This window comes from Myxococcus sp. XM-1-1-1 (assembly GCF_020037095.1).
In the GTDB taxonomy this organism is placed as follows: Bacteria; Myxococcota; Myxococcia; order Myxococcales; family Myxococcaceae; genus Myxococcus; species Myxococcus fulvus.
Window position 1 is genome coordinate 120337 of the sequence record NZ_JAIQDH010000016.1, and the last position, 23686, is coordinate 144022.

A 23686-nucleotide genomic window follows, 5' to 3' on the forward strand; every position below is an offset into this window, starting at 1 on the left:
CGATGGTCCGCCCGGATGCTCGACGACATGCGCCGGTGTCCGCTGGTGAGCAACGCTCCCGCGCCTACGTCCCGAGTGACTTCCGCATGTGCCGATGTGGAATGCCGACTTCCAGGAACGCTTCCGCGTACGTGGAATAACCCAGCCGTTCGTAGAAGGGGACGACCGCCTGTCGGGCATGCAGGTGGACCTGGGTGAGGCCTCGCCGCACGAGCTCCGCCTCCAACGTCCGGACCAGTCGTGCGCCCAGCCGCTGACCCTGGAGCTCGGGCGTCACGGCCATCTGGAACAGCCGGCCACCCCGCGGGTCCTCGGGATGGAAGAGGACACAGCCGAGCACCTGTCCGCCCACGTGCGCCACCAGATGGAGGCTTGTGTCCTCGAAGGGGAACGTCACCTGCTCGCGCGTGTAGCCGAGCGGCTCGCGCAGCACCCGGAAGCGCAGCTCCAGCTCCCCGGCATACAGCGCGTGGCCGGGTTGGATGAAGTCGAGCGCGAGCTCGGACGGCGCGGCGCCGGACGCGCTCATCAGAACGTCCCGGTCAGCTGCAGGGTGAAGGTGCGACCGTACTGGGGCACCGGCGCGATGGAATTCTCGTCCGACACCGGAATCCGATAGCTGGTGTCGAGCAGGTTGTGGACGCCGGCGAAGTAGCGCAGCGGGCCGTAGTCACCGGAGAGGCCGAAGCTGATGAGCAGCGCCTCGCCGCTGTCGGCGCCGCCCTCTCCGGTGGGGCGCGCGCTCTGGTAGGTGGCTTGGGTGGCCAGCCGCATGTCGCCGCCGCCGATGGGCATCAGCAGGCGACCGGAGACCAGGTGCGCGGGGGCCGCGGCGGCCACCTCGTCCGAGGCGTTGCGCAGCCGCACGTACGAGTAGCTCATGTCCACCAGCAGGTAGCGACCCGGCTGCCAGTGCACGCCCGCCTCCGCGCCCCACGCCAGCGTGGTGCCGCTGTCGTTGCCGAACACGAGGCACTGGGTGCTGGTGCCGCACTGGCCGGAGGGGTTGGCCTCCTCCTGCAGCCGAACCAGGTTGGAGATGCGGTTGTGGTAGCCGGCCACGGTGAGCCGCAGCTCGTCCGTCAAATCGTGGCCGTGCTCCAGCTCGAAGGTGGTGATGGTCTCCGGGTCCAGCGCTTCCGGCGCGGCCTGGGTGATGCCGTCCGCGTAGTGCAGCTCGTAGATGGTGGGCGCGCGGAAGGCGTTACCGGCCACCAGCTTGGTGAGGCCCGCGTCGTAGGGGCGGGCGATGAGCGCCACGCGAGGCGTGATGGGGGTCTCGTCCACGTCCGTGTACTTGTCCAGGCGCAGGCCCGCCGACAGGCTCAGCCGGGGGTGCAGCTTCCACTCGTCGAGCAGGTACGCGGACAGGATGGTGCGCGTCTTGGTCTCGAGGATGGGGCCGGGGTTCGTCGACTGCCGCACGCCCAATTGGCCCTGGGCCTCCACGCCGAGGGTGAGCCGGTTGCCCTCGAACAGCCCCACCCGCGCGCGCAGCTCCGCGTTGACCCAGTCCGCGTCGCCGGTCTCCTCGCGCGGGCCGCCGGCCGACTCCTGGTACACGTATATGCCGTCGTAGCGGCTCAGGTCGAACGAGCCGCGCGCGGACAGGCTGAAGTTCTCCGAGAACTCGTGCTCGTAGCGCCCCTCCGCGAAGAAGCGCAGGTCCTTCACGCGGTTGCCCTCCGTGCCGGGGACGGTGCCGTAGGGGGCGGTGGGCAGCTCCTTGGAGCGCACGTTGAGCATGGCCTGGAAGGCGAAGTCGCCCACGCGCGCGCGCATGGAGCCGGTGGCGGCGCGCTCCGCGTCCAGGCCGGTGACCAGGTACTCCTGGTCGGCGAGCAGCCGCGTGGTGTCCGCGCCCGAGGCCGTCAGGGCCGCGGCGCTCACCAGGATGGAGCGGTTGCCGTTCGCCCACGCCGCCGTGGCGTGTCCACGCGTGGTGCCCAGCGCGCCCACGGCGCCCGTCACCTCCAGGTGCTTGTCCTGGCCGAGCGACTCGCGGGGCACCACGTTGATGACGCCGAAGAAGGCGCCGGTGCCGTAGAGCGAGCTGCCCGGGCCGCGCACCACCTCGATGCGCTCGATTTCGAGCAGGTCCACGTTGAAGTCGTGCGCGGCGAAGCCCTGGCCGGCCCACACGTCGTTCATGGGGTGGCCGTCCCAGAGGATGCTGATGCGCGTGTTGAGGTCGCCCGGGGGCGAGAAGCCGCGCACGCCCAGATAGGTGTACGTGCGGTCGTCGGTGAGGAAGAAGCCGCGCACGCCGGACAGCGCCTCGGCGAGCGTGCGCCAGCCGAACGCGCGCAGCTCCTCCTGGGTGAGCACCGTGGTGGAGGCGGGCGCGTCGTCGACGGCGACCAGGCTCTTGGACGCGGCGCGCACGGGCGGGGGCGCGTACCTCAGCTCCGCGTGGACCTTCACCTCCTGGTCGGCGATGACCGTCACCTTCTGGCGCAGGGGGCGCACCTCGCGGCTCTCGACCTCCAGCTGGTGCTCGCCCTCGGGGAGGGTGACGACGGTGGGCGTGAAGCCCGCGGGCTGGCCGTCCACGCGCACGGTGGCGCCGTCGCGGTTGGCGGTGACGACGAGCCGGCCCGAGGGGCGGTCCTGCACGCGCAGTGACACGGAGAGCGGCACGCTGCCGTCGGCGGGCACGTCCACCACGTACTGGCCGGGGGCGTAGCCGGGCGCGCGCACGTAGAGGATGCGCTGGCCGGGAGGCAGGCGGGCGCGGCCGGGCAGCTTGGTGATGACGGGGCCGTTGGGGGCGTCACGCACCTCGGCGCCCTCGGGGGTGCCGGTGAGCTCCACGCCGCCGGTGATGAGGAACAGGTCGAAGGTCTGCTCCGTCTCCTTGCCGCGCGCCACGGTGACGGTGGCCTCGGTGGGACGGTAGCCGTCCTTCTTCACCATGATTTTGTGCCGGCCCGGCGACAGCGCGAGCGTCTGCGGCGAGCGGCCCCGGCTGCCCAGGTCCATGCGGTCCACGTAGACGTCCGCGCCCTTGGGCACGGTGGTGACCTTCACCAGCGCGACCTTGGGGCGCAGCCGGTCCAGCGAGCGGGAGACCTCCGAGGCGTCCTCGGTGGGCAGGTCCTCGGTGAGCAGGTCGTTGTAGTAGCGGTACGCCTCGTTGAACTTGCCCAGCGCCTCGAAGCAGCGGGCGATGTTGAAGAGCACGTTGCGGTTGGGCACCAGCCGGTAGCTGGTGAAGTACGAGCGCAGCGCCTCGGTGTACTGCCCCTTGGCGTAGGCGTCATTGCCCAGCTCGAAGGCGATATCCGCCTCGTCGGCGTTGTTGTCCGCCCACGAAGGGGAGGACAGGAGCAGGAGCGACAGGACGAGCAGGCCAGAGCGTGAGGGAACCATGGGGCGGCGACATTCTTCCCTCTATGGAATGGGAGGTCCATGGGGGCTTTTGGGTGGGGGTTCAGATGTCAGACCCATGAAGTAGGAATGAGTGGACACGCGGTATGGGGTGGGGTTCCACTTCGGGGAGGCGGCGCGGATGTTGGAGGGGTGGGGTGCGGGCGGTGAGAGGAGCAAGGCGATGGGAGAAGGACCGAAGCGACCGGCGACGTACGAGGACCTGCTCGCACTGCCGGAGCATGTGGTCGGGCAGATAGTCGACGGGGAGCTCATCGTGATGCCCCGGCCGGCGAGTCCGCATGCGAAGGCCAACTCGGGTTTGTATGGCGAGCTCTATGGTCCCTTCGAGCGGGGACGAGGCGGGCCCGGTGGGTGGTGGTTCCTCGTGGAGCCCGAGCTGCACTTCCGCAAGGACGTGCTGGTGCCCGACCTGGCGGCCTGGCGAAGGGAGCGGATGCCGGAAATCCCGGACGTGCCGTATTTCACGCTCGCGCCGGACTGGGTCTGTGAGGTGCTCTCTCCCTCCACGGCGCCGTTGGACCGGGTGAAGAAGAAGCGCATCTACGCGCGCGAGGGTGTGGGCCACGTGTGGCTGGTGGACCCGAAGGCGCGCACGCTGGAGGTGTTCCGACGGGACGGGGCGCGGTGGGTCGAGCTCGGCACCTACTCGGGAGACGAGCGGGTGCGGGCCGAGCCCTTCGAGGCGCTGGAGCTGGCGCTGGGCGACCTGTGGCTGACTGCGGAGGTGAAGCCCGGGTCGCCCTGAGCCGGGTGCTCAGTGCAGGGCGCGCTTGTCGGGTGTGTCCACGGTGAGCGGGGCGGGCTGGCGCATGAGCACCTCGCCCACGCGCTGGAGCACCTGGGTGGTGGCGCCCTCCGGGTCACGGAAGAAGTGGGGCGTCCAGAGCCGCACGAGCTTCCAGCCCTGGCCCTCGAGCACGCCGGTGCGGAACAGGTCCCACTCCACGCGGTCCGCGGCCTTGGGGTAGCGGGTGCCGTCGCACAAGAGGCCCACGGTGACGTCGCCGGGCGAGGTGGGGTGGTGCAGGGCCACGTCCACACAGAAGCCGTCGTTGCCCCAGTGCACGTCGGAGGAGACCTGGTGGCGGCGGGCCAGGTGGTGGGCCAGCGCGCGGGCGAAGGTGGAGCCCGCGTCGGTCTCGCGCTCGTGGACGACGAGCTCCCGGGGGGCGGCCTCGGGCGTGGTGGGGCGCTGGGGCTGGGAGAGGGACTCGGCGAACTGGAGGTAGGCGAAGAGCAGCCAGCCGCCGTTGGGCTGCCGGCCGGGCTCCACGGGGGGCAGGGCGGTGTACGCGTCGCGAGGGATGGAGGTGACCAGGTGCACCTGCTGGCGTGCGCGGGTGACGAGCACGTTGAGGCGCCGGCCACCGCCCGCGCTGCCGAGCGGTCCGAAGCGGCGGTAGAAGTGGCCCTGTCGGTCCGGGCCGTAGGTGGTGCTGATGATGAGGTGGTCGCGCTCGTCGCCCTGGACGTTCTCCAGGTTCTTCACGAAGAGGCCCTCGAAGGAGCCGGCACCCCGGCGGGTGCGCGCGGTGGCGAGTCGTGCGGAGAAGGTGGCGTCCTCAGCGGCGAGTTCGTCGAGCACATCGGTGATGGCGTCGCGCTGGGAGAGGTTGAAGCAGGCGATGCCGATGGATGGGGGCTCGGGCCGGGCGAGCAGCTCCTTCACGAGCTGGCCCACGGCACGGGCCTCGACCTGGTTGACGCGCTTCTCATAGGTGCCGCCCACGGGGAGCAGGCGCAGGGCCGCGTGCGGCGCGCGGTGCGAGGGGTGGGCGGGGATGGCCTGGAGGCGCTTGTCGTAGAAGTGCTCGTTGCTGAAGGCGATGAGGTCCGCGTCGCGCGAGCGGTAGTGCACGTCGAGGTAGCACTGGTCGATGTCCAGGTTGAGGGCGGCGGAGAGCAGGTCCTCCACCTCGGACTGCTGCTCCTCGAAGAGGCCCTGTTCGGTCTCGGCCTCGGCGTCCTGCTGGCTCTGGACCACGGCGGACTCGAAGAAGCGCGTGGGAGGGAGCTGCTTCGGGTCTCCGGCGATGACGACGCGCCTGGCGCGCGTGAGCACGGGCAGGGCCTCCTCCAGTCGGCACTGCGAGGACTCGTCGAAGATGACGACGTCGAAGATGGGGCGGCGCGGGAAGATTTGCGCCACCGTCTGGGGACTGGCCATCCACACGGGTCGGGCGTCGAAGAGCGGGTCTCCGCCGTCGATGTCCAGGCCGGTGGCGATGACCTGTCGCACGCGCATGGCGCGCTCTCCGCGCAACATGAGGCGTCGGCGCAGCTCCGCGCCCTGGCTGTTGAGTCGACCGCCGTTGGCCGCGAGCAGCCGCTCACGCTGGCGCTGCGTCCACTGGTGGAGGATGGCGTCGCGCACGAGGCCGCGCTTCTTCTCCTCGAGCACGCGGTAGCGCGCCTGGGTGGCCTGGGTGCGCTCGGCGTCGACGTGCTGGAGGGTGGAGTCCTCGCGAAGGCGCGAGGTCGCCTCGGCGGCGAGCGTGGCCTTGAGCACGGCCGTCCAGCCCGTCCGCGCGTCCGTGCCCAGGCGGGCGAGCGACTCGACCGAGGCCGCCAACGCCGGGGGCATGCCCGACAGGAGCGAGCGCAGACGCAGCATCCCCTCCACCGTGGACAGACGTGACTGGAGCGCGGTGGCGACGGGAGTGAGCAGGGCGCCGGCGCGCAGTTCGTGCACGCGGAGGGTGAGCCACTCGGAGGAGCACAGCCCTGTCTCGGCGAGCCGCTGCTCCAGCCTCGCTACGGCCGCGCCCCGGGCGGCGGAGCGTCGCAGCCCTGTCAGCAGCGCGGCGCGTGTCGCGGCGTCCGTCGTCAGGGCCCGTCGCACGGCGTCCCGGCACGAGGCGAGGTGCGGCGTCGAGTCCAGCGCACCGAGGACCTCGAAGAGCGCGGCGTGGGCGCGCAAATCTCGGGCGAGCGTCTCATCGGGCAGGCTCGCGGAGGTGGGGACGAGGGTGGCGCGGTGGAACTCGCCCAGGAGCGCGCGAGCGCGGGCGCCAGTGAGGAAATGACGGACGCGCTCGGCGGTGGCCGAGCCCAGGGTGAGGCCGAACTGCTGGAGCACCTTTCGTGCGCCGGCCTTCCGGGCGAAGCAGAAGAACGCGTACCACTTGCGGGCGATGCCCAGGTACGCGCCCAGCGTGGCGAGCGCGGTGGACAGCGCACCCAGGGCCTGCGGCTGCTCGCGGTGAATCAGCGCGAGCTCGGTGTCGAGCGGGCCCTCGGAGAGCACCTGGACTTGAGGGGAGAGGCTTTCGAGCTGGGCCTTCGCGGTCCGCACCGTGTCCGGTGAGGCCGCGGCCCAGCGGGCGAGGGACTCCGGGTTCGTGGTCTCCAACACGGGGGCGAGCTGTTCGGCGAAGTGGGCGCGCGCGAGCCCCTCGGCTTCCGGCTCCGCGCCGAAGGCTGGGATGTCCGGCGAGGTGAGCGCGTCCGCATCACGGGCCGCCTCGACGGTGGCGCCGAGTCGCTCGCGCCAGGTGGTGAGGGGCGTGGCGAGGTAGGTGGCCAGGTCGATGCCCAGGGCTTCGCGCCAGGGGTTGTCCGGGTAGCTCTCCTTGAGGGCGCGCTCGAACACCTCGCGTGCCTCGCGCTCGCGAGCGGTGACGTCGGCGAGGCGCGCGGAGGTGAGTGACGCGGTGGCGGGCGTGAGCGCCTCGGGGGACTCGAGGGCGAGCCACTGGCCCACCAGCTCGTGGAAGGACGGGGCGGAGCCGTCTTCGGGGCGCGCGGAGAGGGCGTGCTCGGCGGTGGTGAGCTCGTCGTGGAGCGTCTGGAGTTCCGTGTCCACGCGGGACAGCTCGCGAGGGACGGCGGCGTCGGTGCGGGTCTCCGCCAGCGTGTCGAGCTGCTCGCGGATGCCCATGTAGAGGTCGCGCTGGTCTCGCTGGGCGTCGTGCACGACGGCGCACAGGTCGCCGAGGCCCAGGTGGTCCAGGCGGTGCTTCACCACGTCGAGCGCGGTGCGCTTGTCGCAGACGAACAGCACCCGTTCACCCCGGGCGAGATGGTCTCCGATGGCGTTGGCGATGGTCTGGGATTTTCCGGTGCCCGGCGGGCCGTGGATGACGAGCCCCCGGCTACTGCGCGCCAGGCGCACGGCGCGGGCCTGGCAGGGGTCCGCGATGGTGACGAGCCGCTCGTCCTCGGCGCGCTTGAGTCCCTCCAGGTTGCGCTCTCCGCCGCCTGGGTGGGCGGGCTGGTCGAGTGACACGTCCACGCGCAGGAAGCTCTCGATGGGGCCGGAGAGGGGCTCGCCGTCCACGAGGGCGCGCATGTCGTCCACGAGGCTCTGGTTGGACAGCGGGTACAGGCCGAGCACGGCGCTCGGGAGGATGGCGGCCTGCGTGGCGGCGTCCTCGTCCGGACGGGGCACGGCGGACAGGGCCGTCTGGGCCGTGAAGGGCTCGGGGGCGGGCAGCTCCAGCGACTTGGAGACGAGGGCGACCAGCTCGTTGACCTCGCGCCACGGGTCCTCGCCGGTCTCGTCGGCGAAGAGCTCGCCGAAGCGCTGGCCGGTCTGCTGTTCCAGCCAGGCGAGCAGGGCGGTGTTGGGGGCGACGCGGTCGACCCCTTCCTCGGCGCCCTCGAGCTCCACGGACGGGGTGCGCCCCTTCTTGAGGGTGATGCGCACGGGGACGAAGGCGATGGGGGCGAGGATGCGCCGGGTGCCGAAGCCGCGCTTGTCCTTGGGGCCCGGGGGGAGCTGCAGCAGCGGGAAGCCGACGTGGAGGACGTGCGCGCCGGTGTCCTGCTCGAAGATGCGCGCGTCCTCGACGATGGCGGCGAGCTTGCGAAGGAGGGCCTGTTGCTCCTCCTCGGCGCGGGTGGGGGACGGGCGGTCGTCGCTGGCTTCGTCCTCGAAGGCGCGCTCGTCGCGGATGAGCGCTGGGGCGTCGCGCTCGATGCTCACCTCGCCTTCGGGCCGGGAGGATGCGGCGAGCGCAATCGCATCATCCGCCACGGGGGTGGTGGGCTCGTCGCGGGTGTTGTCCTCGTGGCGCGTCGAGGTGCTCGCCGCACGAGGAGCGGCGGGGTTCTCGTCGCGGGTGTTGTCCTCGTGGCGCGTCGAGATGCTCGCCGCACGAGGCGGGGCCGAGTTCTCGTCGCGAGCGTCGGCGGCCAGGCGAGCCGAGGCGCCGCCGGGCGCGGCCAGACGTCCCTTCGACACAGGAGGCTTCACGGCGAGCCGGACCGTGGCCTTGTCCCCGAGGAGCGCGGCCAGCACGGCGTGAGGTGAGGTGCCGTCGAGTCGGGTCAGCGTGGCCAGGTCCAGGCGCTGGCGGCTGTGGTGGGGGCGGCAGTTGAGGCTGGGGCCGGAGGCGAGCGCGGCGTAGAGGCGCTCGAGCATCTTCTCGAGGACGCGGTTGCGGGGCTCGGACGACACGGGCGGTACCTCTCGGGAGGAGGGAGAGGGTGGGTCTAGCACGTCCCCCCGAGTGGGGACCTCAGCCGGACAGTGCGGCGGCCAGGGCGCGAGCGGCGGCCTCCAGCGCCTCGGCGGGCAAGTGGTCGGCGACAGGGGCGTCGAACACGGCGCGGCCCCACAGGCGCTGGGGCGTCCCGGCGAAACGAGGCACCAGGTGCAGGTGGCAGTGCCGGAGCACGTCGCCGATGGCGAAGGCATAGGCGTGCTCGGCGCCAAGGACCTCGCGTTGGGCCCTCATGACGCGGGCGGCGAAGGCTCCCAGTTCCCGGGAGGTCCCGTCATCCAGCTCGTACCAGGCGCGGGCGTGCTGCTCGCTGGAGATGACCACCCACCCCGGCACGGGGCTGGGACCGGCGACGCCGTGCAGCACGAGCCCGGGAGCGCGAGCCAGGATGCCTCCGACGGGGCGGTGCTCACCGCGAGTGATGGCGCAGCCGAGACACGGTTCATTCACATCCACCATGCGGGCAAGGTATCAGCCATCCGCTCAGGTAACGCGTCTCAATGGATGAGATTCAACCCATCAGGGTCTGGATGGACCCTGCTGTCGGACCCTGGAGGTATGTGATCGCCGGGGCACGCCACCGAGTGGCGATGCACCCGCGACTGTCACCTTCTTGACGTGGAGGGCCCGGGTCGGAGAGTGTCCGATGCGCGCTCTTTCGGGGTTTTGGGGCGTCAGAGCCAATCCAATACAAGGTGGGGAAGATGAAGAAGCATCTGGTCATGGCCGTTGTGCCGTTCCTGGCGCTCGGGTGTGGAGACGATTTCAAGGACGAGAACGGGGACGGAATCGCGGACGGCGTGCGTGAGCCGGACAACGTCACGGTGGTGACGCCGGCGACGCCGAAGGGGACGGTGTCGGGCCAGGTGTTGGGGACGGACCTCAAGCCGCTGGCGGATGCGTCGGTGGAGATCACGATTGGCAGCTCGGATGAGCCGCTGGCGGGGACGACGGACGCGAAGGGCAACTTCGAGTTCAAGGGTGTCCCGGCGGGCTCGCAGGTGCTGCTGACGTTCACGAAGACGGGCTATGCGACGCTGCGCGCCACTTCGGAGGTGCCTTCGTCGGCGGGCAACGTGCCCATCAACAACGCGAACGTGAGCTTCGGTCCGGTGACGCTGACGCGGCTGGACGGCTCGCTGCGCTTCCTGCTGGTGACGCCGCAGGGGCGTCCCGCGGCGAACGTGCGCGCGACGCTCGAGGCCTCGCCGGCTGGCACGGTGGTCTTGAGGAACAGCGATGACACCACGAGTGTGGTGAGCACGGTGGTGGTGGAGGCGACGTCCGACGAGCAGGGCGTGCTGCTGTTCCAGAACATCCCCGCCGCGCAGGAGCTGGCGCGCTTCACGAACCAGACGGGGCAGTACCGTCTGTGGGTGGCGCCGACGGACTCGAACGGCGATGGCGTCCCGGAGATCAACGGCTACGTGGATACCTACTCGGCCGCGTCCGTGGTGTCGGTCGGCACCACGCGCATCCTGAACCTGCCGGCGTCGCGGCCCACGGGCAGCGCGCTGTTCGTCGAGTCCAGCAACGTGGCGATGCTGCGTGGAGCCTCGAGCTCGCAGCCGCTGCACAACATGGTGCGCCCGGGCGAGCCCATCTATCTGTACTTCAACCAGCCCGTGCAGCAGGGCTCGCTGCTGGCGCGCCTGACGGACGAGTACGCCAAGGAGGCGCTGCCCGCCACCGTGGCACTGGGGAACGGCGGCTACAGCGCCACCATCACCCCCTCTACCGGCGCGATTCAGACGGGCAAGGAGTACAACCTGGACCTGAGGGCCGTCTCCGTGGAGACGGGGGAGATCTACGAGCGAGTCGGCTTCTTCTTTGGCGGTGAGCCGACGGCCCCCGCGGCGGTGACCGTCACGGAAGCTCGTTACAGGGAGAGCTCGCTTCCTCCCGTTGCGCAGCAGCTCACGACAGGGGAACGCGTTTACTTCACCTTCAGCTCGCCCCTCTCCCCGTTGCGTGTCGGGGACGGGCAGGTCCAGGTCTTGTTCAATTACGACCTCGACGGCAACGGCACTGTGGGTGGTGTCTCGTACGGTGAGGTCAATAACATCAGTGGACAGGGCTTCCCCCTGTACATGGATGAGCCGACCGCGCCGTTCATCACGAATGCAAGCCAGCCCGAGCGGCCCGTTTTCGCCATCACGGAATCCGGATTCAGCACCCGTTATTACTTCACGTTCCAGCATCCCTCGGGGGCGGCTTATGCGCCCATCAATCCGACCCTCGTTTCCGGGTTCACGGTTGCATTCTCGAAGCTGGCCAGCCGTGGCATCAACCAGACGTACGAGAACATCTGGGGCCAGCCTGTCGTCACGGACCTCACGGTGACTGGCCTGGGCATCACCCCCGCCCCGACTCCCTGAGACAGCCCCGCCGAATGATGGCTCGACGTAGCGCCGTCCGAGGCTGATGACGCCCCCGTGGATTTCCACGGGGGCGTTGCTGTTTGTGGAGGCCCATCGAGGATTCCAGGCCCCCTGGGTGGACGGTGTGTCCTTCCATGTGGACGCCCGTCTGCTGCGTGAGATTTCTTCAGGGGCCTCGTGAGTGACCGGGCTCCGTCTGGGGGCTGCGCGAGGCCCGGCATCGATGGAACGCAAATTGCCCTCCTGTCACGTCATGCGTCATTCCACATTGCGTCTTGTCGTCGTCTCCCTCGGGCTCCTCTGGAGCGCTTGCCTCGATATCCCAGACATCCATGTGGAGGAGCCTCCCATGGAGGTGCCCGACGCTGGGCTGCCCACCGTGGGGGCACGGCTCATCCTGTCCCGGGCGGCGACGAACGGTGGTGTCGACCTCCAGGTCGAACTGACGGGAGCCTCACCGGAGAAGGTGGAGTTGCTGGTGGATGGTATTGCGGTGGAGACGTTGCTTCCTCCGTACAGGCTGCGCCTGGAGACGCAGGCGTTGTCAGAGGGAGACCACGAGCTGCTCGTGCGGACGACACTGGCGGAGCGGGTGTTCCTGAGCGAGCCACGATTGTTGAGGGTGGATAGAACAGCTCCGGTCCTCTTGTCGCGCGTTCCCTCGCCAGGCGACTCTCAAGTCCGAGCTGGTCATACGGTTCGCGCTGAGTTTTCAGAGGGGCTCGAGCCGTCGACAGTTCATGTGTCCTCCGTTCGTCTGGAGGTGGACTCCAAAGTCATCGCAGGGGACGTGGCCCTGTCCTCAGACGGTAGGGTGTTGACGATAAGTCCAGCGAGCCGACTGCCGAAGGATGTGGCTGTCCAGGTGGTGATGGATTCCTCTGTGACAGACTTGGCTGGAAACTCAATTCAGCAGGGTGATGAATGGCGCTGGACGGTTCCTGGCTTCCTCCCGCTGGGCAATGCGCTTACGAGCGACCCTCCTCAATACAGCACGCCCAGCTTTCCCGAGGTGCTCGTCCCGACGTCGGGCAGGCCCCTTGTCGCATGGGGAGACAGCGGTAGCGGAGGCGTGTTCATTCATCAATGGGCGGGCGCTGCCTGGGAATTGCTGGGCGGAACTCCACTGAGGGTTGCTGGGAGGGTCACCTATTTCAATGCGCGCCTGGATGAGAGTCAGCACCCGGTGGTGGGGTGGCTCGACGATGAAGTGGGGGAAGTTCATGTCCGGCGATGGACGGGGAGTGAATGGGTCTCGATGGGTGCCGTGATTCGTGCCCCGAAAACCTACTGTTGGGGACTCTCCTTGAGAACGAATGGGAAGGGGCGTTGGTTCGTGAGCTTCGCCATCCGCGAGGAGTTCTTCGTTTATGAATGGGATGGCACAACCTGGCTTCGACGGGGCCTGTTTCGACCCGCAGAAAATTGGAGTGTGGGCTCGACGGCGATGGAACTCGATGGGGGCGGGAATCCAGTTGTCATCTGGGGAGAGATGAATGCCTCGGGTGATACCATTCGCTACGAGACGCGCTGGTGGAGTGAGGGAGAATGGAAGAGCACGCCATTGACGCTGGGGCACCCGAGTGGATGGGCCTGGGGTGTGGGGGCCCCTGGGCGCCCTCTCGTGGCGATTCATGATGCGGCAAAACTCTCTTTTTGGGAGTGGCGGAGCGCTGCATGGCGCGAGCTTGGCAGTGCCTTCGAAGAACGGTTCCCAGCTGGGGCTAGGGCTGAAGTGCGTCGCTTCGCTTTGGATTCCTCGGGGGCGCTGGTGGTCCTCCTGGGGGAGCCGGAGGCCGCTGGGCAGCCCGAGACGCTGCACATGCGAAAGCTCGTTGGTGGCGAATGGGTTCCTCTCGAGGGGCTGCTGCGTCCGCCGCCCGATTTGACTCCGAATCCCTCACCCCGATTCGGAGTCACTCCGGACGGACGGTTCCTGGTGACTCGAATCGAATCCACGGGTCAGCCGCCGAATGCGCAGCACTTCATCCAGGTCTACATCTCCAACGACTGACCCCCGCGACACGGGCCACGCCGTGCACCACCGTTCTCCATTGAACGGTGGTGGGGTGCCCCCTGGGGCGATGTGGGGTGGGCGCGATGACGGATGCGTGCATAGATTGTCGTGTCTACCGCTGTTTCCCTACACGCGAGGCACCTGCTTCATGAAGCGCACGGCCATCCAGACTTCGGAAGAGCCGGTGGCGGACGCGACCCCGGCCGTGTCCCCCGTGAACCGCAAGCGCATCCTCGTCGTCGACGACTTCGACGATGCCCGCGAGATGTACGCGGAATACCTGGAGTTCGTCGGCTTCGAGGTGGACACCGCCCGGGACGGCGTCGAGGCGGTGGAGAAGGCCCAGACGAGTGAGCCGGACATCATCCTCATGGACCTCTCCCTGCCCGTCATGGACGGCTGGGAGGCCACCCGACGTATCAAACAGGACACTCGGACCCGCGATATCCCCGTCATGGCGCTGACCGGCCACGTGCTCGCGGGCAACGCCGAGCACGCCCGCGAGGCCGGCGCCGACGAGTTCGTCGCCAAGCCGTGCCTGCCCTCGGACCTGGAGAACAAGATCCGAAACATGCTCAAGCCAAGCAAGTCGCGTAAGCCGAACGGACAGGAAGGCTGACGTCGGCCACCCTCCGGAAGTGATGACCACCCGACATCGGGTGGCCCCTTCCGGCGCGCTCCTGCCCTTTCGGACGGGGGAAGGGTTGCCGCGGGACGTCCGGATGCCTAGCCCGTGGGAGTGGGCACCCCCGCCACCTTCCGGCCGCCAGACTCGTGGACTCCTCCGGAGGAGTTCGACGAGTACCGAATCGTTCGGCCCATCGGCCGGGGACGCACGGGGCGGGTGTACCTGGCCCAGGACACCCTGCTCGAACGCCCCGTGGCGGTGAAGTTCATCCCCGCCCTCGGCCCCAATGCCCTGGCGCGCTTCCTCGTCGAGGCCCGCGCCGCCGCCCGCATCCAGCACCCCAACGTCGTCACCCTCTACCGGGTGGGACAACTCGACGAACAGCCCTACCTCATCTCCGAGTTCATCCGCGGCGTCAGCCTGGACCGGCTCGTCAAACCCCTGCGCTGGGAGCGCGTGCTCGCCATCGGTCGGGACCTCGCCCGGGGCCTCAGCGCCGCCCACCGTCGGGGCGTGCTCCACCGCGACATCAAGCCCGGCAACGCCGTGCTCACCGAGAGCGGCGCCGTGAAGCTGCTCGACTTCGGCCTCGCCAAGCTGCTCGACGGCGCGGTGGGCGACGAGGTGCCCTCTCCTCGCACCACCACCCCACCCGAGCTCCCCATGGACCTGGACCCGGAGCTCAACCCGCACTTCTCCGCCCGCTCGCTCGACGGCGTCTTCCTGCCCTCGCTGCCCCAGGGCGCCCTCGTCGGCACGCCGTACTACATGTCTCCCGAGGCCTGGGCCGGCGAGGAGCTGTCGGCCCGCAGCGACGTGTACTCGCTGGGCATCGTCCTCTACGAACTCTGCGTGGGCCGAGGCCCCTACCGCGACGTCGTCTGGCGCGAGCTGCCTCACGTCGTGCGCACCCAGGACGCCCTGCCCCTGGGCGAAGTCTCTCCGCAGGTGGACCCGACCTTCGCCGCCATCATCGACCGCTGCCTGCGCCGCGAGCCCTCCGAGCGCTTCGCCTCCGCCGCCCAGCTCCTCGAGGCCCTGGAGGCCCTGTGCCGCGAGGACACGCCCACCCACGTCCCCGAGGGCAATCCCTATCGCGGCCTGCGCGCCTTCGAGGCCGAGCACCGCGCCCTCTTCTTCGGCCGCCGCCGCGAGTGCCGCGCCGTGCTGGAGCGCCTGCGCGGCGAGTCCTTCCTGCTCATCACCGGCGACTCCGGCGTCGGCAAGTCCTCCCTGTGCCTCGCCGGCATCCTCCCCGCCGTCGTCGATGGCGGGCTCGAGGACGGCCGTCGCTGGCACACCGTCCGCCTGGTCCCGGGACGCAAGCCCCTGGTCGCGCTCTCCGCCGCGCTCGCCGCGCTCCTCGCCACCGAGGAGGAGCTCCTCGCCGAGGCGCTGCGCGCCGAGCCCGCGTGCCTCGCCCGTCGCCTGCGCGCCCGTCTGGGCGCCCGTGAGGGCCTGCTCGTCTACGTGGATCAGCTCGAGGAACTGGCGACGCTCGCCGAGCCCAACGAGGCGGCGCTCGCGGGACAGGCCCTCGGCAGCCTCGCGGAGGGGGCCAGCGGGGTGCGGCTGCTCGCCTCCAGCCGCAGCGACTTCCTCACCCGGCTCACCGCCGTGCCCGGCCTGGGCGCCGAGGTCCCCCGCGCGCTGTACCTCCTGCGCGCCCTCACCGCCGAGGAGACCCGCGAGGCCGTCACCGGCCCCTCACGCGTCAAGGGCGTCCGCTTCGAGTCGGAGTCCCTCGTCGACGCGCTCGTCACCGCCGCGGCTGAGGGTGGCCTGCCGCTGCTCCAGTTCGCGCTCGCCGAGCTCTGGGAGGCCCGCGACACGAAGACGCAGATGATCACCCAGGCCGCGCTCGATTCGATGGGCGGCGTGGCCGGAGCCCTGGCCCGACACGCGGACGCGGCGGTGGAGCGCCTCTTGCCAGACCAGCGCGTCGCGGCGCGAGGCGTCCTGCTCCGACTCGTCACCGCCGACGGGACCCGCGCGCGCAAGACGGACCGCGAGCTCGCCGGAGACGACCCGCGCTACCAGGCAGCGCTCGAGGCCCTGGTCCGCGCGCGCCTGCTCGTGGCGCGCGAGGCCCCGGAGGGCACGTCCTATGAGCTGGCCCACGAGGCGCTCCTGTCGGGCTGGGACTCGCTCGCGCACTGGCTGACCGAGGCCGCCGAGCGGCGCGAGGTCCAGGCGCTGCTGGAGACGGCCGCGGCCCACTGGGAGAAGCACCACCACTCGCGCGAGCTGCTCTGGGGCTCACGTCAGCTCGCCGAGGCGGCGGTGCTGGACGTGGCCGAGCTCAACCGCCGCGAGCGCGACTTCCTGCGCGCCTCCCGCCGCACGCTCATCCGCAGCCGCGGTCTGCGCCACGCGCTCGTGGTGGGCTTCGTCCTCTCGCTCGGCCTCGTCTACGGGGGCCTCAAGCTGCGCGAGCGCTGGAGCCTGGAGCGTCAGGTGCGCGCGGAGCTCGAAGAGGCGCGCAAGTCACTCGAGTCCGCGCTGGAGACCAAGGACCTGCTCCACTCCGAGCGCTCGGAGGCCTTCCGTCTCTACGGCAGCGGCCAGAAGCCCGAGGCGGAGCGGCTGTGGGGCAAGAGCGTCGCGCGCGCCGCGCAGGTGCGCCATCGCTTCGATGGAGTCGCAGGACGACTCGAGCGGGCCCTCGCGCTCGCGCCCGAGCGGCCCGAGGTCCGCGACGCGCTCGCCGACTTCCTCTTCGAGCGCGCCCTGTGGGCCGAGCAGGACGGAGAAGTGGCCATGGTGCCCACGCTGCTCCAGCGCCTGCGCCTCTACGACGCGCACGGTGAGCGCTGGCGGCGATGGACCGCGCCCGCCCGACTCACCCTGGGCGTCGCCGCGCACGACGTGCAGGTGGAGCTGCGTCCGCTGACGCGCGACACGCTCGGCAACGAGCAGCCCGGTGAGCCGCTGCCGCTGGAGTCCGAGCCCTGGATGGACGTCTCCGTGCCACCGGGCGCCTATCGGCTCACGTTGCGCGCGCCGCACCACGAGGCCGTGACGCAGCCGCTGCTCCTGCGTCGCGGAGAGGCACGGCGACTGGAGTTGCGCCTGCCGCGCGAGGGCTCGATTCCCTCGGGCTTCGTCTTCGTTCCCCCGGGCGAGGTCCGCTTCGGCAGCGCCGCGGACGCCAGCGTGCGCGAGTTCTTCAACGCGGTGCCGCAGCACGCGGTGCAGGTGCCGGGCTTCCTCATCGCGCGGCACGAGGTGACGTACGCGGACTGGCTCGTCTTCCTGGAGACCCTGTCCCCCGAGTCACGCGCCGCGCACAGCCCCCGCGTGGGCACGGGGGGCTATGCGGGGCACCTCGCGCTGGACCAGGTGGACGGTGTCTGGCGGCTGCGCTTCCAGCCCGGCAACGTGCCCTACGAGGCCCGCGCGGACGAGCCCATCCGCTACGCGAACCGCACCCGCCGCGGGACGCAGGACTGGCTGCGCTTCCCGGTGAGCGGCATCTCCTTCTCCGACGCGGAGACGTACGTGTCCTGGCTGTCCTTCAGCGGAAGGGTGCCGGGGGCGCGGCTGTGCTCGGAGCTCGAGTGGGAGCGCGCGGCGCGCGGTGTGGACGGACGCGAGTTCCCGCACGGCGACAGGCTGGGCCCGGACGACGCGAACATCGACACCACGTACGGCAAGCAGCCCGGAGGCTTCGGTCCGGACGAGGTGGGCAGCCACCCCGCGTCACGCAGTCCGTTCGGCGTGGATGACATGGCGGGCAATGTCTGGGAGTGGACCCGCTCGTGGCTGGAGCCAGGGCGCGCGGTGGCGCGAGGTGGGAGCTTCGCGTTCGCGGCCACCTCCGCGCGCTCGACGAACCGCGAATTGCCCGAGCCGTCGTTGCGCGACGTGACGATGGGCCTGCGCGTGTGCGCGGACCTGTCCGCACCCAGGCCGTGAGCCTTCCCGGATGTGGGTCCGGGGAGTGGCCCGGCACAGGACGTTGGAAGCGCCCGTTCACCCTGTCGTGCCTGCTCGCCACCCCCTCGAGGGTGGGACGATTGTCGTGGGGTCATCACTCCTCCTTGCGAGCGGGCAGGCTCCTGCGAACCTTGTGTCCAGTAGCGCAGGGCCGGGGAGGGTCGGGGCATGGTGGCGAGGCGGATGGTGGGGGCGGTGGTCATCGCCTGCGGGCTTTGGGGTTGTGGAAGCGCGGTGGAGGTCGAGGAGTCCCGGACGCTGGGAACCCAGGTGGCCGGGTTGTCGTCGCCCAACGGGCGCAACCTGAATGGCCGCAACCTCAACGGGCGCAATCTCAACAGCACGGAGCTGGGGCAGATGCTGGTGTCGGTGCGCTTCGCGGGCGCCGAGCGCGCGGACGCGGGGGCTCCCGCGCTGTCGGACACGTGGCTGGACGGCAGCGTCCTCCACGGCGCGACGTCGCAGGGCGTGGTGTCCGGGATGGACTTCCTCGGGGCGCGCTTCGTGGGGGAGCTCGGGAGCGGGGACACGGTTCCCCTGCGCATCGATGACATCCAGCCGGCCACGGGCGCGAGCGCGGATGTCTGGGTGTATCGCGTCTCCTACTACGCGGCCGACGAAGGGGCGTGGAAGCCCGCGTGCCAGGCGGCGGATGGCTCAGCGCTCGGGGCGATTGCGCTGACGGGGCGCTGGGACTACCGGCAGGGCGTGGCGGGCGGCGGCGCGAAGCTCGAGGACGCGCAGGCCTTCACCTTCGCGTGCGAGGGCGCGGCCCTGGCCAAGTGCGTGCGCTTCGGCTACCGCCCGTGGGCGGGCAGCGTGAATGGCCAGAGCCTGGGCGAGCTGCACCAGGCCTGCACGCGCATGGTGCGCGCGGACTTCTGTGGCGACGGCACGTCGTATACGACGGATGGGAACTGGGTGAACCTGTACGACGCCGCGGGCGTGCAGCAGGACACCGAGAGCTGGAGCCTGGAGGCGGAGTGGGACGCGGCGGGAGCGCGCTGCCGCTCGCAGACGACGCGCGCGGGGACGCAGGCGGTGGCGTGCGCGTCGGGCACGGTGGTCCCCACCTGTGGCCCGTCCTCCAGCTTCGAGACGGGCGGCACGCTGCTGATGAGTGAAGTCCCGGTGGCGCCGTAACCACGGACGCGAAGGGCGCGGCATCCGCTCGGTGAGGCTGGCTGCCCGCTGTGCCCGGGAGCAGGCGGCCTGCCTTTGTCTCCTGGGGTGGGCGACACGAGAGGCCGACTTCCGGAGGCGAGGGGCCGACACCACGTTTAGCCGGCCCGCCAGGGGCAGGGGAGGGACTGGCGGAGGACGGAGACGCGCGGTGAGACGAGCCCGACGGATGAGAGGGACGGTCGCTGGCGGAATCAAGGGGGTGCTGCTGGCGGCTGCCTGCGCGGTGGCCGGATGCAAGAAGGGCTCGGAGGAGGCGGCACCTTTGGCCCCGCCCGTGCTGACCTTGGGACAGGAGAACGTGGCGCGCGTCCAGGCGAGCGAGCTGCGCTCCGGCCCCGGCATCTCCGGCACGCTCCAAGCCCGCACCGCGGCGGCGGTCCGCGCGCAGGTGGGCGGCACCATCCTCGACCTCAAGGCGCAGCAAGGCCAGGTGGTGAAGCAGGGCCAGGAACTGGCGCGCATCGACGACGCGACGCTGCGGGACCAGGTCATCGCCGCGCGCACCGCGGTGGCGACGGCGCGCAATGCCTTGCAGGTGGCCGAGGCCGAGCAGGAGCGCAGCGCGAAGCTGGCCCAGGCGGGGGTCATCACCCAGCGGGACTTCGATCGGGCCCAGCTCTCCGTGGCGCAGGCGAGGGGGCAGCTCGCGGAGGCGCGCTCGCGCTACGCGTTGGCGCAGGAACAGCTGGGACGCACGCGCGTCGTCGCGCCCTTCGCGGGGGTCGTCAGTGAGCGGCAGGCGAGCGCCGGTGACGTGGTGCAGCCCGGTGCGCCGTTGTTCACGGTGGTGGACCCGCGCACGTTGCGCCTGGAGGCCTCCGTGCCGGCGGCGAACCTGGACCAGGTGAAGGCCCGGACGCCCGTGGAGTTCCGGGTCACCGGCTATGGGAACCGCGCGTTCACCGGGCAGGTGGAGCGCATCAACCCGGTGGTGGACCCGAACACGGGGCAGGTGCGCATCTACGTCGCGATTCCGAACACGAACCTGCAATTGCTCGCGGGTCTGTTCGCGGAGGGACGCGTGGCCTCGGAGTCGGTGCGAGCGCTGGCGGTGCCGCTGGACGCCATCGACGACGCGGAGGGCAAGCCCTCCGTGCTGCGCGTGCGCGACGAGAAGGTGGAGCGCGTGAGCGTCACGCTGGGACTGCGCGACGACGTCGAGAAGCGGGTGGAGGTGCGCCAGGGACTCCAGCAAGGAGACGTGGTGTTGCTCGGCTCGGCGCGCGATGAGGTGAGCGAGGGCATGCAGGTGAAGGTCGCGCCGCCGCGTGAGGGGGACTCGCCGCGCGGGGACGAGGGCCCGGGCGTCGGCGGTGGTGGTGCTCAGCAGGGCGAAGGCGCCGCGCCCAGGTCACCACCGGCCGGGCGCGACGACGGTGCACGTCCCACGCAGTCGCCGCGAGGCTCCACCGAGGGCGCGACGCAGCCCACGCCCTGAGCCCACGTCGTTCCTTCGCCTCCTGTCGGGAGTCACCCCGTGTTCATCTCCGATTTCGCCATCAAACGGCCCATCGTCACCATCACCGCCATGGTGACGCTGGTCGTCTTCGGCCTCGTCGCGCTGTGGCAGCTCGAGACGGACGAGTTCCCCGACGTGCAGGCGCCCGTCATCGCCGTCACCATCGTCTACCCGGGTGCCTCACCCGACACGGTGGAGCGCGAAATCGTCGAGCCCATCGAGGACGCCATCTTTGCCATCAGCGGCGTCGACCCGAAGGAGACGACCGCCACCGCCACCGACGGCCTGGCCACCTTCACCGTGTTCTTCGAGTTCGAGAAGGACATCCAGGAGGCCTCGCAGGACATCCGCGACGCCATCTCCAGCAAGCGCGCGGACCTGCCTCGCGAGATGGAGGAGCCGGTCCTCACGCGCTTCGACCCGGCGGACGCGCCCATCGTCTCGCTGACGCTCACCTCGGAGCGGCTCGATGTCGCGGCGCTGTCGCGCGTGGCGGACCCGCTGGTGGTGGGCGAGCTGCGCTCGGTGCCGGGCGTGGCGCAGGCGGACGTCGTCGGCGACGTCGAGCGCGAGATGACGGTGCAGCTCAAGCCCGAGGCGCTCCAGGCCGCGCGCGTCTCGCTGGCGGAGGTGGTGCAGGCGCTGCAATCGCAGAACCTGGCCGCGCCCGTCGGCCGCATCAACTCGCCGCTCGGGGAGGAGTCCATCCGCCTCAAGGGGCGCCTGGAGAACGTGGACGAGTTCCGCGACATGGTCGTGGCCACGCGCGACGGGCAGGTCATCCGGCTGGGGCAGCTGGCGGATGTCTTCGTGGGCTCCGAGGAGCCCCGCACGCTGGCGCTCTACGACGGCGCGCAGGCGGTGGGCATCGACGTGCTGAAGTCGAAGGGCTACAGCACCACGGAGGTCGCGGACGCGGTGCGAGCGCGCGTGGAGGCGCTCCAGAAGAAGCTGCCTCCGGACGTGAAGCTGGCCATCGTGCGCGACGCGGGCGTGCGGGTGGAGAGCGCGGTGGAGAACGTGCAGTCCGCGCTGGTGGAGGGCGCGCTGCTCACGGTGTTGGTGGTGTTCATCTTCCTCAACTCGTGGCGCTCCACCGTCATCACGGGGCTGGCGCTGCCGGTGAGCGTGCTGGCGGCGTTCATCAGCGTGTGGGCCTTCGGCTTCACGCTCAACACGATGTCGCTGCTCGGCCTGACGCTGGCCATCGGCATCCTCATCGATGACGCCATCGTGGTGCGCGAGAACATCGTCCGCCACATCGAGATGGGGAAGGACCACTACACGGCGTCACGCGAGGGCACGTCGGAGATTGGCCTCGCGGTGTCGGCGACCACGTTCTCCATCGTCGCCGTCTTCGTGCCGGTGGCCTTCATGTACGGCGTGGCCGGCCAGTGGTTCAAGCCGTTCGCGCTCACCATCGCCTGCGCGGTGCTGGTGTCGCTGTTCGTCTCCTTCTCGCTGGACCCGATGCTCAGCGCGTACTGGGCGGACCCGCAGGTGGAGAAGGGGGCTCGCAAGGGCTTCATCTCGCGCATCCTCACGCGCTTCAACGATTGGTTCGACCGGCAGGCGGACCGCTACAAGCGCGTCATCGCCTGGGCGCTGGACCACCGGCTCATCATGGTGCTGGTCGCGGTGGGCTCGCTCGTGGGCGCGCTGGTGCTCCAGGGCACCGTGGGTGGCGCGGGCTTCGTGCCGGTGAGTGACCGCTCGGAGGTGGAGCTGCTGGTGGAGACGCCGTCCAGCTCCAGCCTCGAGTACACGCGGCGCAAGGTGGAGGAGGTGACGCGCATCGTCCGCGCGCACCCCGAGGTCGCCTATACGTACAGCACCATCGGCGTGCCGCTGCCGCTGAGCGCTCCGGGCGTGGACCAGGCGTTGGTGTACGTGAGGCTCACGCCCAAGGCGGACCGTGATTTGAGCCAGGATTCGCTCGGCAGCAAGCTGCGCCAGGAGCTCGCGGCGGTGGGGGGCGCGAAGGTGTCTGTCTTCACCTCGGGCTTCGGCGGGGCGATGAAGCAGATCCAGCTGGAGCTGCGCGGGCCGGACCAGAAGACGCTCACGCAGCTCGCGCAGCAGGTGCAGCGTGAGGTGGAGCAGGTGCCCGGCGCGGTGGACGTGGGCCTGTCCACGCGAGGGCAGAAGCCGGAGCTGGTGGTCGACCTGAATCGAGGGCTCGCGGGTCAGCTCGGGGTGACGGTGGGGCAGGTGGCGCAGGTGCTGCGGCCGGCCTTCGCGGGGCTGGATGTGGGCGACTGGGTGGACCCGATTGGTGAGACTCGGGATGTGATGGTGCGCCTCGCGCCCGAGGCGCGGGACAATCCGGATGACCTGGCTCGGCTGCCCATCCTCGTGGGCGCGGTGCCGGGAGGGACGCCGCAGCTCGTCCCATTGGGACAGGTGGCGGACATCCAGCAGGCGCTCGGCCCCGCGCAAATCACGCACCTCAACCGCGAGCGGGTCATCAACATCCAGGCGAACGTGCAGGGGCGCTCGTTGACGGAGGTGATGCGGGACATCCAGGCGCGGGTGGACAAGGTGCAGATGCCCGCGGACTACGAGCTGACCACGGGCGGTGAGTCCGCGGACCAGGAGGAGGTGTTCTCGCGGGTGTTCATCGCGCTGGGTGTGGCGGTGATGCTGATGTACCTCATCCTCGTCATCCAGTTCGGCTCGTTCCTGGACCCGCTGGCCATCCTCATCTCGCTGCCGCTGTCGTTGATTGGCGTGGTGGGCGCGCTGCTGATTACCGGGGACACGCTGAACATCATGAGTCTCATCGGCGTCATCCTGCTGATGGGCATCGTGGCGAAGAACGCCATCCTCCTCATCGACTTCGCGAAGTGGTCCCACGAGAAGGGCATGCCGTTGCGCGAGGCGCTCATCGAGGCGGGGCGCATCCGTCTGCGACCCATCATCATGACGACCTTCGCTCTGGTGGCGGGCATGATTCCGGTGGCGATTGGCGCGGGCGAGGGCGGTGACTTCCGGGCGCCGCTGGGCCGCGCGGTGATTGGCGGCACGATTACGTCCACGCTGCTGACGCTGCTGGTGATTCCGACGGTGTACGAAATCCTGGTGGATGGCCGGACGTGGATGGGGCGCAAGCTGCGCAAGGTGTTCCACTTCCGCGCGCCCCAGGGCCCGGGACATCAGGGCCCGCCGCAGAGTGGCGGTGGGGAGCCGCGTCCCGTGCCCCAGTCGCCGCAGAAGTGACACTGGGTCCGCTCCGGG

12 protein-coding genes are annotated in these 23686 nt (G+C 70.3%); 8 read left to right on the top strand and 4 right to left on the bottom strand.

Annotated elements, in window-relative coordinates:
- Nucleotides 1-64 precede the first annotated feature (64 nt).
- Together K8640_RS27695 and K8640_RS27700 are read right to left on the bottom strand one after the other, a co-directional pair.
- Nucleotides 65-529 carry a GNAT family N-acetyltransferase gene (locus K8640_RS27695; protein ID WP_223749799.1) on the bottom strand — a complete coding sequence of 155 codons (465 nt, stop codon included), beginning with the start codon at nucleotides 527-529 and terminating at the stop codon, nucleotides 65-67.
- The gene (locus K8640_RS27700) at nucleotides 529-3372 is read right to left on the bottom strand and encodes a TonB-dependent receptor domain-containing protein (protein ID WP_223749800.1); all 2844 of its coding nucleotides are present in this window, start codon (nucleotides 3370-3372) and stop codon (nucleotides 529-531) included. Before K8640_RS27700 ends, K8640_RS27695 begins: the two co-directional genes overlap by 1 nt.
- 181 nt (nucleotides 3373-3553) lie before the next feature.
- On the opposite strand from K8640_RS27700, the gene K8640_RS27705 reads away from it, so the two are divergent.
- Complete coding sequence (locus K8640_RS27705) at nucleotides 3554-4138, top strand: Uma2 family endonuclease (protein ID WP_141333526.1); 585 nt, start codon at nucleotides 3554-3556, stop codon at nucleotides 4136-4138.
- Between the two features lie 9 nt (nucleotides 4139-4147).
- Here the strand turns inward: K8640_RS27705 and K8640_RS27710 are convergent, their stop codons facing one another.
- Together K8640_RS27710 and K8640_RS27715 are read right to left on the bottom strand one after the other, a co-directional pair.
- Entirely contained in the window at nucleotides 4148-8794 is a 4647-nt protein-coding gene (locus tag K8640_RS27710) for an AAA domain-containing protein (RefSeq protein ID WP_223749801.1), read from the bottom strand.
- Between the two features lie 61 nt (nucleotides 8795-8855).
- A complete protein-coding gene (locus K8640_RS27715; RefSeq protein WP_223749802.1) occupies nucleotides 8856-9299 on the bottom strand; it encodes an HIT family protein in 444 nt (147 codons plus the stop codon).
- Nucleotides 9300-9544: 245 nt separating this feature from the next.
- On the opposite strand from K8640_RS27715, the gene K8640_RS27720 reads away from it, so the two are divergent.
- From K8640_RS27720 to K8640_RS27750, 7 genes are all read left to right on the top strand, one after another.
- A complete protein-coding gene (locus K8640_RS27720) occupies nucleotides 9545-11218 on the top strand; it encodes a carboxypeptidase-like regulatory domain-containing protein (protein WP_223749803.1) in 1674 nt (557 codons plus the stop codon).
- A gap of 352 nt (nucleotides 11219-11570) precedes the next feature.
- Complete coding sequence (locus K8640_RS27725) at nucleotides 11571-13235, top strand: Ig-like domain-containing protein (RefSeq protein WP_223749804.1); 1665 nt, start codon at nucleotides 11571-11573, stop codon at nucleotides 13233-13235.
- Nucleotides 13236-13386: 151 nt separating this feature from the next.
- Entirely contained in the window at nucleotides 13387-13857 is a 471-nt protein-coding gene (locus K8640_RS27730; RefSeq protein ID WP_223749805.1) for a response regulator, read from the top strand.
- A 120-nt stretch (nucleotides 13858-13977) separates the two neighbouring features.
- Nucleotides 13978-17784 carry a bifunctional serine/threonine-protein kinase/formylglycine-generating enzyme family protein gene (locus tag K8640_RS27735; RefSeq protein WP_223749886.1) on the top strand — a complete coding sequence of 1269 codons (3807 nt, stop codon included), beginning with the start codon at nucleotides 13978-13980 and terminating at the stop codon, nucleotides 17782-17784.
- A 189-nt stretch (nucleotides 17785-17973) separates the two neighbouring features.
- A complete protein-coding gene (locus K8640_RS27740; protein WP_223749806.1) occupies nucleotides 17974-18948 on the top strand; it encodes an ADYC domain-containing protein in 975 nt (324 codons plus the stop codon).
- Between the two features lie 208 nt (nucleotides 18949-19156).
- Complete coding sequence (locus K8640_RS27745) at nucleotides 19157-20428, top strand: efflux RND transporter periplasmic adaptor subunit (RefSeq protein WP_223749807.1); 1272 nt, start codon at nucleotides 19157-19159, stop codon at nucleotides 20426-20428.
- A gap of 39 nt (nucleotides 20429-20467) precedes the next feature.
- A complete protein-coding gene (locus K8640_RS27750; protein WP_223749808.1) occupies nucleotides 20468-23668 on the top strand; it encodes an efflux RND transporter permease subunit in 3201 nt (1066 codons plus the stop codon).
- The last annotated feature ends 18 nt before the right edge of the window (nucleotides 23669-23686 follow it).